This window comes from Phocaeicola sp. (assembly GCF_057861905.1).
On the sequence record NZ_DBMACV010000074.1, the window covers coordinates 1 to 17,058 of the forward strand.

A 17,058-nucleotide genomic window follows, 5' to 3' on the forward strand; every position below is an offset into this window, starting at 1 on the left:
TGCTTAAAGATACAAAATCTTTAGGTAATAACAAAGCCCCAGCTTGTGAAAGTCGGGGCTTTGTGCTAAAAAAGAAGGTGTGCTTTTTGACACACCTTCCTATTATTCAAAAAAATATTTTAAAAAACGCATTATGCTTCTGCGCCTTCTGTATCTTTCATCTTATGTCCCATTGTCAGATAAGCAACCGGAGCTGCAACGAACAATGAAGACAATGTACCAACAACAACACCCAGAATCATTGCGAAAGCAAAGCTACGGATACTGTCACCACCCAGGATAATGATACTTAACAATACAATCAATGTACTAAATGAAGTATTGATAGTACGAGCCAAAGTAGTGTTCAATGAATCGTTGAACAGTTTTGCACGGTCACGTTTCGGATACAGGTGGAAGAACTCACGCACACGGTCGAAGATAACCACCTTATCGTTGATTGAATAACCGATGGCCGTCAAGATTGCACCGATAAACGTCTGGTCGATTTCCAATGAGAACGGTAAAATACCATACCAAAGAGAATACATACCGATAATCAATACAGTATCGACAACCAATGCCACTGTAGCACCCACACTGTAGGCAATGTTACGGAAACGGATCAAGATATACAAACCGATTGCAATCAGTGCCAAAACAACTGACCAGACAGCTGAAGTCTTGATATCATCAGCGATACTTGGACCAACTTTCTGTGAGCTGATGATTGAACCACCTACACGGTTATCGCGGTCGATAAAGATTTCAAGAGTAGTTCCTTTACCCAGCAGGTTACCTTCCTTCAAGGCATTGTACAAGAACTCTTCGATTTCAGCATCGATTGTAGGAGAATCTTCTTCGATACGATAGTTGGTTGTTACACGGATAGTCTTACCATCTGTACCCAATGCGATAGCCTGTACGTTCGCATCACCAACTTTAGGCTGAAGCAAATCACGTACGGTTTCCGGCTGTACCGGCTGTTCGAACTGTACCACGAAGTTACGTCCACCAGTAAAGTCAATACTCTGTGCCAAGCCACGAACGAAGAACGAAATGATACATATAACGATTACAGCGCCCCAAATCATGAAAGAACGTTTAGTAACACCCATAAAGTTATAATGTACATTCTGCATCAGGTTCTTCGAAATACTTGTAGTAAAGGTCAAGTTCAACCACTTGTCTTTATTCATATAGTGTTCGTAAACCAAACGAGTCAAGAATACGGCAGTAAAGAACGAGCAGAGGATACCGATAATCAATGTAGTGGCAAAACCACGGATAGGACCTGTACCAAAGTTAAACAGGATAATACCTGTGATAATAGATGTCAAGTTAGAGTCGAAGATAGCAGAGAACGCATTCGAGTAACCTTCAGACAATGCCTGCTTAGTACCCTTACCAGCTCTCAACTCTTCCTTTGTACGTTCATAAATCAACACGTTCGCATCCACTGCCATACCCAGTGACAATACCATACCGGCAATACCAGACATGGTCAATGCGGCCTGGAAAGAGGAGAGAATACCCAACGTAAAGAAGAAGTTGACGAACAATGCGCAGTTAGCAATCATACCCGGAATAAATCCATACATCACGCACATGTAAATCATCAGGACAACCAGTGCGACGATAAACGAAACAATACCCTGGTTGATAGATTCCTGACCCAGTGACGGACCTACGATATCTTCCTGAACGATGCGTGCCGGCGCCGGCATCTTACCAGATTCCAACACGTTAGCCAAGTCTTTGGTCTGTTCCGGAGTAAAGCTACCAGAAATTTCAGACTGTCCACCTGTGATTTCACTATTTACACGCGGAGCACTATATACATATCCATCCAATGCAATAGCAATAGACTTACCAATATTCTGCTTAGTCAAAGTAGCCCAACGACGAGCACCTTCAGTATTCATTGACATGCTTACACAAGGCTTGTTGTACTGGTCGTAAGAGTCTTTTGCATCAGTTACGACATCACCTTCCAACGGAGCACGTCCGTTACGTTCTGTTGACTTGATAGCATACAATTCAAAAATACGTCCACTCTTATCAAAATCAGCAGCAGCAACACCCCACATCAACTTTAAGTCACGAGGCATCTGCTTCTGTATTTCCGGCATATTCAGAATACGATTAACTTCTGCTGTATCATTACGGTCTGCATAAGCAACAACCGCACCTACACCATTCTGATTCAACTGAAGAACAGAAAGCAACGGATGTTCTTTCTTAACTTGTTCTATATTAGCAGTAGCCGTTGTAGTACTTTCACCTTTCAAAGCTGCAGCCAGGCTATCTTTTGCTGAAACAGCAGGCTGAGCAGTAGCAACCGTATCTGTCTTTACAGAATCAGTAGCTGTAGCATTCAGCAATTCACGTGCACGACTGTCGGCCGAAGCCAATACCGGAACAATTTCCTTAGCTTCAAAGGTTTCCCAGAATTCAAGGTTAGCAGAACCCTGAAGCAATTTTCTTACACGTTCAGGTTCTTTGATACCCGGCAGTTCCACCATGATACGTCCCATTTTACCTTCCAATGTCTGGATATTAGGCTGAGCTACACCAAAACGGTCGATACGAGTACGCAAGACATTATAAGAATTGTCTACCGCAGCTTTTACTTCCTCGCGCAGTACTGCTTCTACTTCTGCATCTGTGCTACGTGTAGTCACTTTATCTTTTAATTGCTGAGTTGCGAATAGCTCTGCGAGACTGGCATTAGGAGCCAGCTTCTTGTATTCACGAACGAAAATTGTGATGAAATCATCCTGACTGGTAACTTGTTGTTTAGCAGCCTCAGCCAAAGCCTTGTTGAATGCTTCATCAGTCTTGTTGTCAGCCAAAGCTTTTACAACATCTGGTACTGAAACTTCCAAAATGACATTCATACCGCCTTTCAGGTCAAGTCCCAATCCGATTTCCATCTCACGACACTGTTTCAGCGTATAACTGCCCAACCATACCTTTTCATTCTGTACTGAATCAAGGTAGTGAGTTTCCCCTTTCGGATCCTCTGCCGCCTTTTTCATATGATAGCGGGTTACAAAAGAGAACGAAAGATAGAACACACATACAAGGGTCAGCAATATCGCAAAAACCTTTACGAATCCTTTGTTTTGCATGTTACTTTAATTTATATATTTACTTTTTAATTAATATACGTTTATTCAAGGTTGCAAATATAGTTTTTTTTTCATTCACAAAGGGAAAGGTTTCTAAATATTTAAGTTTTAAAGCGTAAAAAACAACTATTTGTCGCATTTATATCGACTGAGAAATTTGGTTTACCGCTGTTTACCAAACGACTAAAAGGAGTATCTTTACAAGAAATCTTTACTTTATAAGGAATAGGCACAAAAAAATCCGAGAAGTTTATTCCCGGATTTCCATTATTCTTTTTTTTCCAACAGGCACCATACCGGATAATGGTCGGATGCCTTGATAGAACGATCAACTTTACATTTCAAGACGCGAAAACCATCGCTGGCAAATATATGGTCGATACGAAAATAGAAATGATTCTCGTTATACGTAAACCCAGGGCCTGAAGCCGCTTCCGCATACACATCATTCAACCCTTGTCCGATTACTCGATGAGCATAAGAAATAGGAGAATCATTAAAATCACCACAAACCAGCATATAACGAGTACGATTGCCGGCTATAGCGTGAGCTACAGAATCGGCTTGAGGTGCACGTATAGACACAGCTTCAGCTAATTTATGCAACAAATATCGTCCGCCATTTTTTACGTTTTCTTCACGTGGAGACTTCAATATATCATTATATACAACTTTATCATGAGCATCAAGCTTATTAGATTCAAGATGGTTATTTAGCAGGAGTAAAGTATCTTTTCCTAATTTCAAACGATATAATACACTCCCGTTAAATTTACTCGAATAATCCAAGCACTGTGCCGATAAAATAGGATAACGAGAATAACATGATAGCCCACTTCCTCCCTTAACCCGTACCATTCTATGATAAGGATAAGTAGCCAAAGCCCGATCAATTTCTTTTTGATTTACTTTCCAATTAGATGCAAATTCTTGCAAACAAATAATATCCGCATCACTCTCCTTAAGATAATTAAGAACAGGATTTCCTTGCTCTTTATCGTAATCTTTACCAGAAGCAATATCTCTCGTATTGTAAGTCAGCAACTTGATAACCTCCCCACCTTCCGGTTCTTTTTCGGTACCTAACGGACAATAAGTCCATACACTATCCCAGCCAATGATAAATACCAGTAAAGGAAATAGCGCATACTGCCACTTGATGCAAATCCAAGCTAAAAGACAAAGAAAGTTTGCAAGCAACAGAAAAGGAAAAAACAAGCCTGCACATGCCCATAATGGATGTCTGACCGGAGAAATATATGGACTGTAGGCACTTATCAGGAAACCAATGGCAACCAGTATGTTTAAGGTAAACAATACCCACCGAATCAAACTTCCAACTCTTTTCATATTCGTAATTATTTAATATTACCCTTACTTACATGCGCACGCTACCGCAGATGCAAGAATTGTCACTCTTATTTTTTACTTGCATCAAACAGACTTTTCTTTTCTGCATCCGTCAAACTATTATAGCCTGATTTACGAAGCTTATCCAAAATACGGTCTATCTCTTCTGTACGCTCTTTTTTTCTTGCATTGAAATCATAGTCTTTCTGCTTATCACTATAATGCACTTTCATCTTGGGCTTTCGAGATGAGGACTTCCAACTGCCCGAAAAGAAATCAAGCACCTTGTTTATCCACTTGGTAGCATCATGACCTTTTTGTAATCCAGCCGCAAACCACCAACCCGCCAAAGCACCTCCCAGATGAGCAATATGTCCGCCGGCGTTTCCTGAAGTCATGAACAGCAAATCCAACAGCAACATAAATATAGCGACATGCTTCAATTTCACCGTTCCGATAAACATCAGCTGAATGGGATAATTGGGCTCACGTACTCCCACCGCTATCACAATGGCAAGCACAGATGCCGAAGCTCCTAACAAATAAGAAGAATATACCGCATCTGCAAAATAAGGAAACAGATTGTATGCAACCATATAGGCCAAACCACCAACGATGCCTCCCAGCACATATAATCCCCGCAAATGCTTCGCAGAAAAGAATTGTAAGAACAAACGGCCAAACCAGTACAGCCATAGCATATTGAATAAAATATGCAATACGCCAGCATGCATAAACATATAGGTAAACAACGACCAAGGCTGCCGGAGGAATCGCTCCCACCAAGCAGGAAACTCCAGGTAATTAGTCCATAACCCAACCGGCTGATTGAACAAGGTTAACGCAATGTTTACCAGTGTAACAATCAGAAAGACTCCTATATTGATATACAGCAACCGGGTTACAATATCTCCCCGCCTGAAGCTGTCCCTCAAATTAGTAATAAATCTGCTGTCCGCCGCCATTTTTCTTTCTCCAATAAATAATCAATATCAAACCGAAAAGCATACCACCCAGGTGAGCAAAATGAGCTACACCATCGCTTCCTGCCAAACCCAGAAGCAGTTCCAATGCCGCATATCCAATAACAAAATATTTAGCCTTGATTGGCATTGGTAAAGGGAAAATAAACATCTGGCTATTAGGAAACAACATACCGAAAGCCAACAAAATAGCATATACGGCACCCGAAGCTCCAACCGTATTCAAGCGATTCAGAAACTCACTCATCGGTATAACTCCCATGCCGGTATCTACCCCATCGTAATGGGACCAGCTAACCAGATACTCCGTATATTGCACAGCCTCCTGTATCAGCCCGGCTCCTATTCCACATAAGATATAGTAAAATAAAAAACGTTTTGGTCCCCATACTTGTTCAAGTACCCGGCCAAACATCCACACAGCAAACATATTAAAAAAGATATGCTGGAAATTGGCATGCATAAACATATACGTAATGAGCTGTGCCGGATTAAAATCGGACGCAAGGAAGAAATGCAATCCCAGCAAGTTCTCCACATCGATGCCATAGCGTCGTGCTACGATTGTGCCGAAGAAACACAATACATTAATAATCAACAAATTTTTTGTTACTGTAGGAATCGTATTCATATATATATTACTTTATTCATGTGTTACAATACTATCACGCAGAACCAACAAACTTTCAGGTCCCATGTTAAATAACAAATCCATAATGCTGAGGTTAGGTAAAAAATCGTTTTTCTGATCGAACACCTGATAATAAGGTTTGGGCAAGAATTCCGGATCACATTCAGCATAAAGTTTTTTAGGATGAATCAGCTCGCGGAAGTCATCCGAATCATCAGAAGACGTTATATAATCATCAGTAGGCAACAAATGCGGATGAAGGTCTATCTGTTCGCAAATCCAGTTGCATAATTCCAAGTTGAAATCGAACAAAAATTCGTATTTCTGCTCAAAAAAACGATGAAACTCATCGGCATAATAATCGAAGAAAGGGCTCTGTTTGTAAGCCGCCACAAAAGCATTCCAGTGCACATGCCGCCAGTTGCCATGGTCGGAAATGCGTACATCTTTCATCAGGCACTTCAAATCCTCACTCTTTTCCGTCGGAATAGTAAGAGCCAGACCACCGCCAGCCGAAGCTATTACACACCGGTTACGGTAAGTCTGCTTCATATAATGGTCGAACCGTTCTATATGTACGGTATCGTACGCAAACAATTTTGTATAATATTCTACCGGCGCAAGATACGCCGATCCAAGTATCACTTCTTTCTTCATTTTACTGTATGCGTTGAAAAAAACGTTCTTTGCGAGAAGCATACCAGATCCGCCATGCCTTACCGATAATATGATCTTCGGGCACAAAGCCAAACAATCGCGAGTCACACAAGTTGACAGGATCATTCGACGCCATCCAATAATAATCCTTGCTGAACGTAAACGAACTGACAGGCTTTCCTTCTACCCATAATGTATCGCCCCGCACGCCAGCCTGCTTTCCTTCGTGCGAAACAATTGTATTACACAGCAAGACAACATTCCACGGATACACCTTTACAGGCCTTCCCTTTCGAGGCACAACATAAGGATGTACTTCCCGTGAGAGCTTGCTATTCAATGATACGAAATCAATCCGTTGTCCTGCTTTCTGCGACACCAGATAAAATTCATAATGGCTGAAACTACGAATATAACTTCCATCTTCAGTATATCCCACCAATGAATTATCCTTCAGCCCTACTGCATCCAGAATCACACGCATCAGATCTTCTTTTGATGAAGGATATACATACAACGATTTACTATCAGGACTCAGCACTTCATCGCCGCTGTCTATCATTTCCCGGTTCAGCATGAGTGTATCGCCCGGCGTGCCGATACAGCGGCTGATAAAGACTCTGCGCCACTCAAGCCGTTTATTCCGCTGAGTAGCCCCCGGATCGTTAAAGAGTACAATATCGCCCTTCTCTACCTCACAACTTCCGATACGGTGATAACCCAAGAATGACGGAAAAGGCATGCGCAAACCATAACTCCACTTGTTCACCAGCACTCCTTCGTCCTGATAAAGCGTATTTTCCATTCCCGACGAAGGAATAAAGCAAGAGGTAACAAGAAAAGTCTTAACCAGCCATACGGCAACAATGACAAGTGCCGCCAGCTTCAGTCCTATTTTCCAGTTATTATCCACCAATAATCTGAAGTCGTATAACTCATTACTTTATAGAATCGACAAACTTAAACAAACGGTTCCAGCGAACCTTGCCATCGAACCACCCTCTGTCCTGATCGAGCGATAACCAGATAAAGATAGGCTTACCCACAATATGATCCTCGGGCACAAATCCCCAGAAACGTGAATCGGCCGAATTATGCCGGTTATCACCCATCATCCAGTAATAATCCATCTTGAAGGTATACTTCGTAGTTTCCTGTCCGTTGATATAGATTTTACCATCCTTCACTTCCAATGAGTTTCCTTCATAATTCTTGATAGGACGCTCGTACATAGGCAGGTTATCCAGTGTCAAGTCAATTGTTGCGCCTTTCTTTGGAATCCAGATCGGTCCATAATTATCGACTGTCCAACCCGTCAGCTTGTTTACCGGATACAATCCTCCCGCATCGTCATCGGGCACATTCTCAATAGACACTACCAAATCTTTCCGAGCCAACAAAGCTGTTTTAGCTTTCTCCGTCAGCGGCATATTATACACCGATTCATCGGTATAATACATCATCACGTCTTCCTTACTGATACCCAGTTCGTGACACAAATCGTCGGGAAGCATTCCCTTGGTCTTCACAAAATAACGGTACTGTACATTATCAGGTTCCTTGTTGGCTTTCCCGTCCAGATAGATAATACGGTTCTTTATCTGCAACGTTTGTCCGGGCAATCCGACACAGCGTTTTACATAATTCTCACGACGGTCGACCGGACGTGTAATAATCTTACCGTAAGTCTGCGGATTCTCATCGATATACTTACGTCCCGCCTGATAATAGAAATCGTACACCTGACGCTGCTGCTCCAGTGTCAGACGCGACATATCTACCGGCTGCGAAAGCTGCTGCCCAGCCTGATAGCTCAAGCGATACAAGTCTTCGGCAGGAACGGCTGTTGCGACGCTGTCGCCCGCAGGGAAGTTGAACACCACAATGTCATTCAATTCTACCTTACCCAGACCACCTACACGCTTATAGTCCCAATGTATCCAGTCGAGATACGACTTGCAGTTGAATATCGGAAGCGTATGCTGCGTAAGCGGCATGTGAAGTGGAGTCTGCGGAATACGTGCTCCGTAACTCATCTTGCTGACAAACAAGTAGTCGCCTACCAGTAACGATTTTTCGAGTGAAGACGACGGTATAACGTAGTTCTGGAAGAAATAAAGATTGACAAAATACACGGCTACCAGTGCAAAGACAATTGCATCCACCCAGCTCATGACAGTCAAGACAGTCTTATTTTTCGATTTCTTCCACCAAGTCCATGGAATTTTCTTTGAAATATAAGCATCGAAGATAAAAGGAACCACAATCAGTCCCAGCCAGCTCTGCAACCAGATCAGAAAAATCAGGTACAGCACCAGTACGATGCCAAACTTTATCCACTGCTTACGTGAGGCCTGTATCATAACTTAAAACTGAAATAAATCGTTCATACCTAAAAATCCTTCGTGTTTTGCCGTATATTCGGCAGCCAGCACGGCACCCAAAGCAAATCCTTTACGGTTCTTCGCATCGTGAGTGATGATGATGGAATCGGCTTCCGATTCATAACGAATGGTATGAATACCCGGAACCTCTCCTTCACGAATAGCGCTGATAGGCAGTTCGTCGGCAGCACATTCGGTTGTTCCGCTGACTGTACCATCCGGAGCCGTAAGTGTACCCATTACCCATTTGTTCTTTCTATCTAAGTTCTCCAGAATACCTTCAGCCAATGTTATAGCTGTTCCACTCGGAGCATCCAGTTTGTGAATATGGTGTGTTTCTACCATCGACACATCGTAATTGGGGAAGTTATTCATAATCTTTGCCAGGTATTTGTTGACCGCCGAGAAAATGGCCACACCCAGACTGAAATTAGACGACCAGAAAAGGGTCTTTCCTTCTTCTGCACACAAACGGCGCATTTCCTCACCGTACTCATTCATCCAGCCGGTACTGCCCGATACCACTTTCACACCATTCTTGAAAGCTTCCAGACAGTTTCCATACGCTACCGAAGGAGCTGTAAATTCAATTGCTACATCAGCCGAACGAAAAGCTTCTGAAGCAAAATCCTGACGGTTGTTTATATCAATAATACTTACAATCTCGTGTCCGCGGGCAACTGCAATCTTTTCGATTTCCTTACCCATCTTACCATATCCTATTAATGCTATCTTCATAAATCTCAAATTATTTTAGGCACAAAGATAACGTTTTTCGTTATTAATCATTACATTTAGCGAACATTTACACCTCATTAACATGGAAGAACTCTTGCACTATGTGTGGAAACACAAGCTTTTCGCACTGAAACCTTTGCAGACTACCGACGGACAACCGATTGAAATCATCGACCCGGGACTGGCAAACATGCATGCCGGACCGGATTTTTTCAATGCCAAAATCAAGATAAACGATGTAACCTGGGTGGGAAACATTGAAATACACCAGCAGGCTTCCGACTGGTTTCGCCACAATCATCATCTTGATCCGACATACGACTCGGTTATCCTGCACGTGGCTTCGGACATTGACGCTACTCCCACACGCAGCAATGGAGAGGTGATTCCACAAATGGAACTGCACTACCCGCCTTATTTGCTGAAAAATTATGAAGAGCTGATCCGTGCCGACCGCTATCCGGCCTGTTTCCGCATCATCCCCCAACTGCCGTCCTTCCTGTTGCATAGCTGGTTGTCCACTCTTCAGGTGGAACGTTTCGAGCACAAAACGCAACAAATAGAAAAACTCTTGCAGGAATACAACCACGACTGGGAAAATGTGTTTTTCATTACGCTGGCACGCAATTTCGGATTTGGAGTAAACAGCGATGCCTTCGAAGTATGGGCAAAGAATATTCCGCTGGCAGCCGTCAACAAGCACCGTGATAATCTGTTTCAGATAGAGGCTTTTTTCTTCGGACAAGCAGGCCTTTTGCAAGAGTTGCCGGTTGATGCGTATACGGAAAACATGATCAAGGAATACAATTATCTGAAGCAGAAATTCAGTCTGCAACCTTCTTCCGACTGCCGCTGGCGCCTGCTCCGCCTGCGTCCGGGCAACTTTCCGCATATCCGTATCGCACAGCTTGCCTGCCTGTACCACCGTTCACAAGGTTTGTTCTCGCAACTGATGGAAACGGAATCGCTGAAAGAGCTGCGCAATCTCCTGAAGGGGGGCACATCGGAATACTGGCTGACACACTATACGTTCGGTACTCCCTCTCCTTCGCATCCCAAAACCATCAGCCAAAGCTCAACCGATTTGCTTATCATCAATACGGTAGTTCCATTTCTCTATGCCTACGGCAAGCACAAGTCGAACGATGCTTTATGCCTGCGTGCCACCCAACTGCTGGAGGAGCTGAGGCCGGAAAACAATTACATCATCCGCATGTGGAAAGAATGTGGACTGGAAGCCTCACATGCAGGCGACAGTCAGGCACTGATCCAGCTCAAAAAGAATTACTGTGACCTGAAGAAATGCTTGTACTGCCGCATCGGATATGAATATTTCAAGAAGAAAGAAGAGTAATTAATTTGTCTTTCTTTTAGACAAAGGTATGTATACCATCAGCTCCCAACCATACAAACGGTTGTTCACAAAAGGGAATAAATCGAATTTCCGGGTTATTCCCCGCTTATATTGTATGGCAATTTCCATGCAACCAAAGTCATAGCCCAAACGGGCAAACACTGGTACATTCACAAAATCTTTATCATAAAAATAATAAGCTGGCTCGAACCCTACAGACAAATTCAATCCTTTATACAAATAATATCCCACACTTCCGGAGAGAGAAACCGACAACAAATTGCAAACTCCTGCATTTCCCGCATAAGTTATGTGCTCGTCCGGAGAGAGATAGCTTAATCCATACTTATAACGATGATATCCGGCCGTTATCGCAAGATCGAAAAACCATCGGGAATCAATCGGCTTCAACCGCCAACGATAACCGAAACCCAAAGAGAATCTGGAATCAAAATAAGTCTTCCCGGCATCAAAAGGAGGTAACCCGGCTGATGGAGCAACCATATCATAACTTACCATATCCTTTCCTCCATAAATTGTCAGACCTGAGGACTGACCTGTCTGTCCGTAAGTAACCAGCCAGCCACTAAGCAATAATAAAAGTATAGTCAAACGCTTTATCATACAATCAATTCTTATGTTTAATCAACTACTTATAACTTATTCTTTCACACTATCCATCCATTCCGTTTGTATCATCCGGCAACCTCCTACCAATCCCAGTCCATTTGCTACATTGGTATAGGTAGGACGTACAGGAGCCAATTCCGATTCTCCCAATTTATTGTTTACCAGTTCATTCATCGACTTCAGATAATGATAGAACTCTTCCGACAAACTATATAGACAAACCTTATATTGTTTCCTGTTTGTATAAACTTCATCCTGAATAGAGGTTTCATAATCGGATATATAAGTCTTGTTCAACCGAAGTGTGTAGTTCTTCCCTTGAATCTTCTCATCGCTCCAAATATACAACTGCTCATAATAGGTATAGTCGCCCATAAGAATTTCATCCAAACCGGCTGAAACCTTCAGGAGCGGTTCATCGTCCCAATCCATATACGCAGTATATTCTTTGTCATAATACACCCGTGAATCTCCATCTTTCCAGTACTTCGCTCTTTCTTTCACCGTTACGGCATAATAGTTTACTGTACTTGCCTCATCGGTAAAGTTTATCTGAAACTGAAGCGTACCAGGATCGGATGGTTTTCGTTCCATATGAACAGAATTCAAAGGAAACGGAGCGGGAATTGTCGTAACAGACGAAACGGTTTCTAAACCTTCTGCAGAAGCTGTCAGCCGGATACGATCGCCTTCCTCGTATCTCTGCACCGTATAATAACTTTTGGCGGGAACACCCGGTAAAGCTTTGTCCGTCCACAACAGACCGACAGGTGTACCGTTTACTTCCAGCCGGACATCCGTCCCTGTCAAACCGGAAACAATTTCTCCCTTGCCTGTGACTGGAAGACTTCGTGAAAGACGTACCACGGTTGTATCTCCACTCCCGGGATAACTGTATACGACTAACTTAGGGATTCCTTCCGCCTCATCCAGATCGAAATGATATACGCAAGATGAAAACAGTAAGGATACCCCAAGTATGATCATGAAAGAAATATATTTTACCATCATCCTTATTAGAATTTTAAAGTATAACTGAAAGAAGGAATCACAGGAAACAGTCCTATCGCCTTGCCTCTGAAACTACCATCGGCCTGCCGCTCTACTTGAGTATAGAAAGCATTCATCCGGCAATAGGCATTGTAAATACTGATATTCCAGATACGTTCGAGACCTCGTTTGGTAGTCCGCCGGAAATTGATGCCTACATCCAGCCGATGATAGGCTGGCAGGGTAATATTGTTCGGCTTTTCGTAGACCCAGCTTCCTGCCGCATCAGACGGCTGGACGGTTCCAGGCAGAGAAGGATTTTCTACATACTGCATAGGCACAGTAGCCCGATCGCCACTACGGAAAGTCCATGCTGCATACGCATCGATACGGTTATTAAACTTATGACGGAACATCAGGTTCAGCTTATGACGGTTGTCAAACTTGCTGGCATACCAGTCGGGGTAAAAATCTTCGAATTTCTGCTTACTCCACGACAGCGTATAACTGGCCTGAAAGACATTCTTTGCGTGACGGTACGCCAATGAGGCTTCCAAGCCATACGATTTTCCTTTGCCTACCCTCACCCATTTCTCCCAATTATCGGCAGGAAGTGTCAGGCTACCACCGGTATCATATTCCAGCATCCGGTCGGTGGTACGGAAATAGCCTTCTATGTCCATGCTCAAATTCCATGGAAGCTTCATATAAATGCCTCCCGCCACCTGACGTGAACGCATCGGACGTATGCGACTGGTAGAAGGAACCCAGCAGTCGGTAGGAAGATTCAAGTAAGAGTTCGAAAGCTGATGGGCAAACTGACTCATTTCAGTATAAGAAGCCTTCAAGGTAGCCCAATCGAAAAGCCGGTAACCGACCGACAATCTCGGTTCCAAGGAATGATAAGTCGCTCCCGTAACCCGATACAAGACAGAGTGCAGACCCGCATTTACCCGCAGCTTTTCGGTCAACTGCATATCATCTTCCACATAAAAAGAGATTTCACTCCCCCGATAACGACCTTCACCCGCCGACGACAAGGTATCGGCAATCCCTGCCGTTTCTCTTATATCCTGCGAAGCGATACGCTGCGGATGATACAAATGAAACAAATAGTTGCTACCCAGACGAATATGATGACTCGCAGCCGGACGATAACTGAACTCCATCCGGTAACCCACATCATCAATCGTCGAATAATTGCTTCTTTGCATCCGTTCCATCGACACCCTCTTGTCTTGTTCATAATAGCTTTCGTCCGACAGGAAACTATACTTTGCCAGATTACGGGCATACACCAGTGATACATTGCCCGACAGTTTAGGCGTAAGCTGACCGTTCCAGTTCAGTCCGACCGACAAGTTGCCCCAACGGATATGGAATGTATTCTCATCCCGTTCCTCGTACTTCTGGAACATATATCCTTCCGGGAATTGTTGCAGCACTCTCGACTTGAACAGATCGCGGGCTGAATATGCGCTGAGCGATAACTTGTTCCGATCGGAAAAACGATGCGTAAGTTTAGCATTGATATCGTGGAAAGCATAACGGGTCTTAATATTTTTATCCGAAAAATTTCGATTCGCTATCCACAAGGCAGGTGTGGTCAGCAGATCCATCCAGCTCCTTCGCATACCAAAACTAAACGAAGTCTTATCTTTGATGACAGGTCCTTCCAACTGGAACCTGCCATCCAGCAGTCCGATGGAAAAAGTGCCATGATATTCTTTCATGTCCCCCTCTTTGGTGCGAACATCGATGACCGACGCCGTTCTTCCTCCATAGCGCGCCGGAAAACCACTCTTATAGAAGTCTACATTCTTCACCACGTCCGTATTGAATGCCGAAAACAATCCACCCAGATGATTGACCTGATACAACGGAGTACCGTCCAGCAAAAACATATTCTCATCATTCCGCCCGCCATGTACATACAGCCCGGAAAGCAATTCCGTGCCGGAAGAAACACCCGGCAAGTTCTGAATGGACTTGACAAGATCCGGAGAACTCAACAGAGAGAATTCCGTATTCAGCAATTCGGGAGTAAAAGAAACCTTTCCGGTCTGAGTGGTAAAAAGCGGATCATTCAGATTAGCTGTAACTTCCACACCTGCCAGTGCAGTTGTGCTTTCCTTCAGATAAATAGTTCCAAAATAATCAGATTGCAAATCGAGTTCCTTTACCACTTCTTCATAGCCGATATAAGAAATACGAAGTACATGCTTCCCTTCAGGTAAAGTAATACTGAAAAAGCCATGCTCATCGGTTAGCGTTCCGGTACGCGTAGTCTTGTCATACACCGTCACATTAATCAGTGATTCACCATTATCCTGACAGACATAACCCGAAAAGGTATACTTGTTCTGCCTGAACAACAGCACATATTCATCCTTGATTTCCCACTTGATGCCAGTCCCGCCAAAAACAATATTCAGATTCTCCGCCAGTGTCTTGTCGGGCAACGGTCTGCCCGAAGGTATCACATCAGCCAAAGCAGAATCGTATACAAAACTTACATGATATACCTCCTGCATGGTATCTATTGCTCTTGTCATCTCTGTGGATTCAGACGAAGCATTTGCCGCCACATGCAGCCACAGCAGAACAGCACAGAAAAATGTTCTCATCACTTCTTCTTTTCAATTTTTACTTTCAGCACCTTTTCTATTATCTTGATTATTTCATCCAGACTTCGGGAATTGAAATTGGCAGTCAGCCGTTTATCCGTATCATCAGCCGTCAGGCGGACATTGTAATACTTGGAAAGCTCATCGAGCACCTTTTGCAAAGGCGTATTGCTGAACACAAAGCTACCTTTACGTGTCTGTACTCCCTGCATAAGTACTTGAGGTTTCCGTTGCCCTTTGATAACCTGCGCCCTCATTCCACGTGTCAGAATCACCGCATCCGGTTGCCCTACAGCCGTATACTGTACTTTTCCTGCCTCAACGTATACAAATGCCGTATCATTCCGGCTTTCATCCAGCAGAAAACGAGTTCCTAAAACCTTTACTTCCGACAATCTGCCACTTGCCGTAAACGGTCGGGCAGCATGATGACGAACCCTAAACGAGGCCTTTCCTCGCAGACGGACATCCCGACGGACAGACAAATATTCACGGGAACAATAACGGATGGAAGAATGAGGATAGAGCACTACGGCAGAACTATCCGGCAACAGGCAATCGACCGGATACTCGTATGCCGTAATCTCCGTCCATTTCGCATCAGTAAACAGGTATATCTTTATGACAAATACTAAAAGTACAGCAGCTGCTATTCCCGCAAAAGCCATCACATACGAACCAGAACCTGACTTGCTTTCGGATATAGCATGTTTGTGCCTAAAAGTCTGCAATGCCTTCTGTGTGTCAAGTTTATTTACACGGTAATGCTTCAGCACGAACCGGAGACATTTTTCTTCTAAATCTTTCATACTTTTTCGATTTTAAGTTTCATAGACAAGACTGTACGAATGCTGAAATTCACTATTGCCAACAGAATAATTTTAGCCGAAAAAGAAAGTATATACTTTATATGCTCCCTCACGTATCAGTCGAAGTGCTTTCTGTATATGGTTATCAACCGTATGAACGGAGATATGAAACTTGTCGGCTATGTCTTTATACTTCATGCCATCCCGTTTGTTCAGCAGAAACACTTCCCTGCAACGGTCGGGCAATGAATCGATGGCAGTCCAGATACGTGCCTCCATGATCGTACGTTCTTCTACATCTTCCTCGGGTAACCTGTCTTCCAGATCGGATGGAGAAAGACTAGTATCGAACATGCTGTTTTGTTTCAGCCAGTCAAGGCTGCGATTTCTGACCATCGTATAGAGGTACGACCTGACATTAGCTATCTCCCCGCCTTCCTGTTCCGTTTTTTCCCACAGAACAGAAAAGCACTCTTGTACCACATCTTCCGCTGCATCTATATCGTGAACATAGTGTATGGCATACAAGCATAAAGGTCGGTAATGGTATCTGAACAACGTATCAAAGTCCATATTACTTACTTTTATTTCTGATATTATGAAATCCGGTTTTCTGTAATGACTCACAAACGCAGGCAAGTCACTACGATGCATTTGCCAAAAGAAGTTAATTTATCAGGGATACCTCAGATAACCTGAGTTCGGGATAAGTTTAGAATAAGGCCAGTTGTTTTGAGTCCTCAATATAGTATCCTTGCAATGCATCCGGTTTGTTTTCAAAGAAACAATAAG

14 protein-coding genes and 1 pseudogene are annotated in these 17,058 nt (G+C 43.4%); 2 read left to right on the top strand and 13 right to left on the bottom strand.

Annotation, left to right across the window (positions count from 1 at the left end; all coding sequences use genetic code 11):
- Window positions 1-209: pseudogene (locus tag ACZM60_RS12350) on the top strand (hypothetical protein); the annotation flags it as partial.
- Here ACZM60_RS12350 and secDF read toward each other — a convergent pair.
- The 8 genes from secDF to dapB all read right to left on the bottom strand — a co-directional run bounded on the left by secDF (window position 132) and on the right by dapB (window position 9,856).
- Window positions 132-3,113, bottom strand: a complete 2,982-nt coding sequence (secDF, locus tag ACZM60_RS12355) for a protein translocase subunit SecDF (protein ID WP_489521647.1) — start codon at window positions 3,111-3,113, stop codon at window positions 132-134. The pseudogene ACZM60_RS12350 and the gene secDF sit on opposite strands and share 78 nt — an antisense overlap.
- Before the next feature lie 267 nt (window positions 3,114-3,380).
- The gene (locus tag ACZM60_RS12360) at window positions 3,381-4,463 is read right to left on the bottom strand and encodes an endonuclease/exonuclease/phosphatase family protein (protein WP_489521648.1); all 1,083 of its coding nucleotides are present in this window, start codon (window positions 4,461-4,463) and stop codon (window positions 3,381-3,383) included.
- Between the two features lie 68 nt (window positions 4,464-4,531).
- Window positions 4,532-5,428 (bottom strand): rhomboid family intramembrane serine protease, encoded by an 897-nt coding sequence (locus ACZM60_RS12365; protein ID WP_021971194.1) that lies wholly within the window; start codon window positions 5,426-5,428, stop codon window positions 4,532-4,534.
- Window positions 5,400-6,077 carry a rhomboid family intramembrane serine protease gene (locus tag ACZM60_RS12370; protein ID WP_340319569.1) on the bottom strand — a complete coding sequence of 226 codons (678 nt, stop codon included), beginning with the start codon at window positions 6,075-6,077 and terminating at the stop codon, window positions 5,400-5,402. Before ACZM60_RS12370 ends, ACZM60_RS12365 begins: the two co-directional genes overlap by 29 nt.
- 12 nt (window positions 6,078-6,089) lie before the next feature.
- A complete protein-coding gene (locus ACZM60_RS12375; RefSeq protein ID WP_489521649.1) occupies window positions 6,090-6,734 on the bottom strand; it encodes a WbqC family protein in 645 nt (214 codons plus the stop codon).
- 1 nt (window position 6,735) lies between these two features.
- Window positions 6,736-7,647 (bottom strand): signal peptidase I, encoded by a 912-nt coding sequence (gene lepB / locus ACZM60_RS12380; protein WP_489521658.1) that lies wholly within the window; start codon window positions 7,645-7,647, stop codon window positions 6,736-6,738.
- 25 nt (window positions 7,648-7,672) lie between these two features.
- Complete coding sequence (locus tag ACZM60_RS12385; protein ID WP_489521650.1) at window positions 7,673-9,097, bottom strand: S26 family signal peptidase; 1,425 nt, start codon at window positions 9,095-9,097, stop codon at window positions 7,673-7,675.
- Between the two features lie 3 nt (window positions 9,098-9,100).
- The gene (dapB, locus tag ACZM60_RS12390; protein ID WP_489521651.1) at window positions 9,101-9,856 is read right to left on the bottom strand and encodes a 4-hydroxy-tetrahydrodipicolinate reductase; all 756 of its coding nucleotides are present in this window, start codon (window positions 9,854-9,856) and stop codon (window positions 9,101-9,103) included.
- Between the two features lie 82 nt (window positions 9,857-9,938).
- Between dapB and ACZM60_RS12395 the strand changes: the two genes are divergently transcribed.
- The gene (locus ACZM60_RS12395) at window positions 9,939-11,210 is read left to right on the top strand and encodes a DUF2851 family protein (protein WP_489521652.1); all 1,272 of its coding nucleotides are present in this window, start codon (window positions 9,939-9,941) and stop codon (window positions 11,208-11,210) included.
- On the opposite strand, the gene ACZM60_RS12400 is transcribed toward ACZM60_RS12395, so the two are convergent.
- The 5 genes from ACZM60_RS12400 to ACZM60_RS12420 all read right to left on the bottom strand — a co-directional run bounded on the left by ACZM60_RS12400 (window position 11,211) and on the right by ACZM60_RS12420 (window position 16,839).
- Window positions 11,211-11,834: a hypothetical protein gene (locus ACZM60_RS12400; protein WP_489521653.1), complete on the bottom strand. Its 624-nt coding sequence runs from the start codon at window positions 11,832-11,834 to the stop codon at window positions 11,211-11,213.
- Between the two features lie 36 nt (window positions 11,835-11,870).
- Window positions 11,871-12,851 carry a DUF4249 domain-containing protein gene (locus ACZM60_RS12405; RefSeq protein WP_489521654.1) on the bottom strand — a complete coding sequence of 327 codons (981 nt, stop codon included), beginning with the start codon at window positions 12,849-12,851 and terminating at the stop codon, window positions 11,871-11,873.
- 5 nt (window positions 12,852-12,856) lie between these two features.
- Window positions 12,857-15,457: a TonB-dependent receptor gene (locus ACZM60_RS12410; protein ID WP_489521655.1), complete on the bottom strand. Its 2,601-nt coding sequence runs from the start codon at window positions 15,455-15,457 to the stop codon at window positions 12,857-12,859.
- Complete coding sequence (locus ACZM60_RS12415) at window positions 15,457-16,266, bottom strand: FecR family protein (RefSeq protein WP_489521656.1); 810 nt, start codon at window positions 16,264-16,266, stop codon at window positions 15,457-15,459. Before ACZM60_RS12415 ends, ACZM60_RS12410 begins: the two co-directional genes overlap by 1 nt.
- A 72-nt stretch (window positions 16,267-16,338) precedes the next feature.
- Complete coding sequence (locus tag ACZM60_RS12420) at window positions 16,339-16,839, bottom strand: RNA polymerase sigma-70 factor (protein ID WP_489521657.1); 501 nt, start codon at window positions 16,837-16,839, stop codon at window positions 16,339-16,341.
- Window positions 16,840-17,058: the final 219 nt, after the last annotated feature.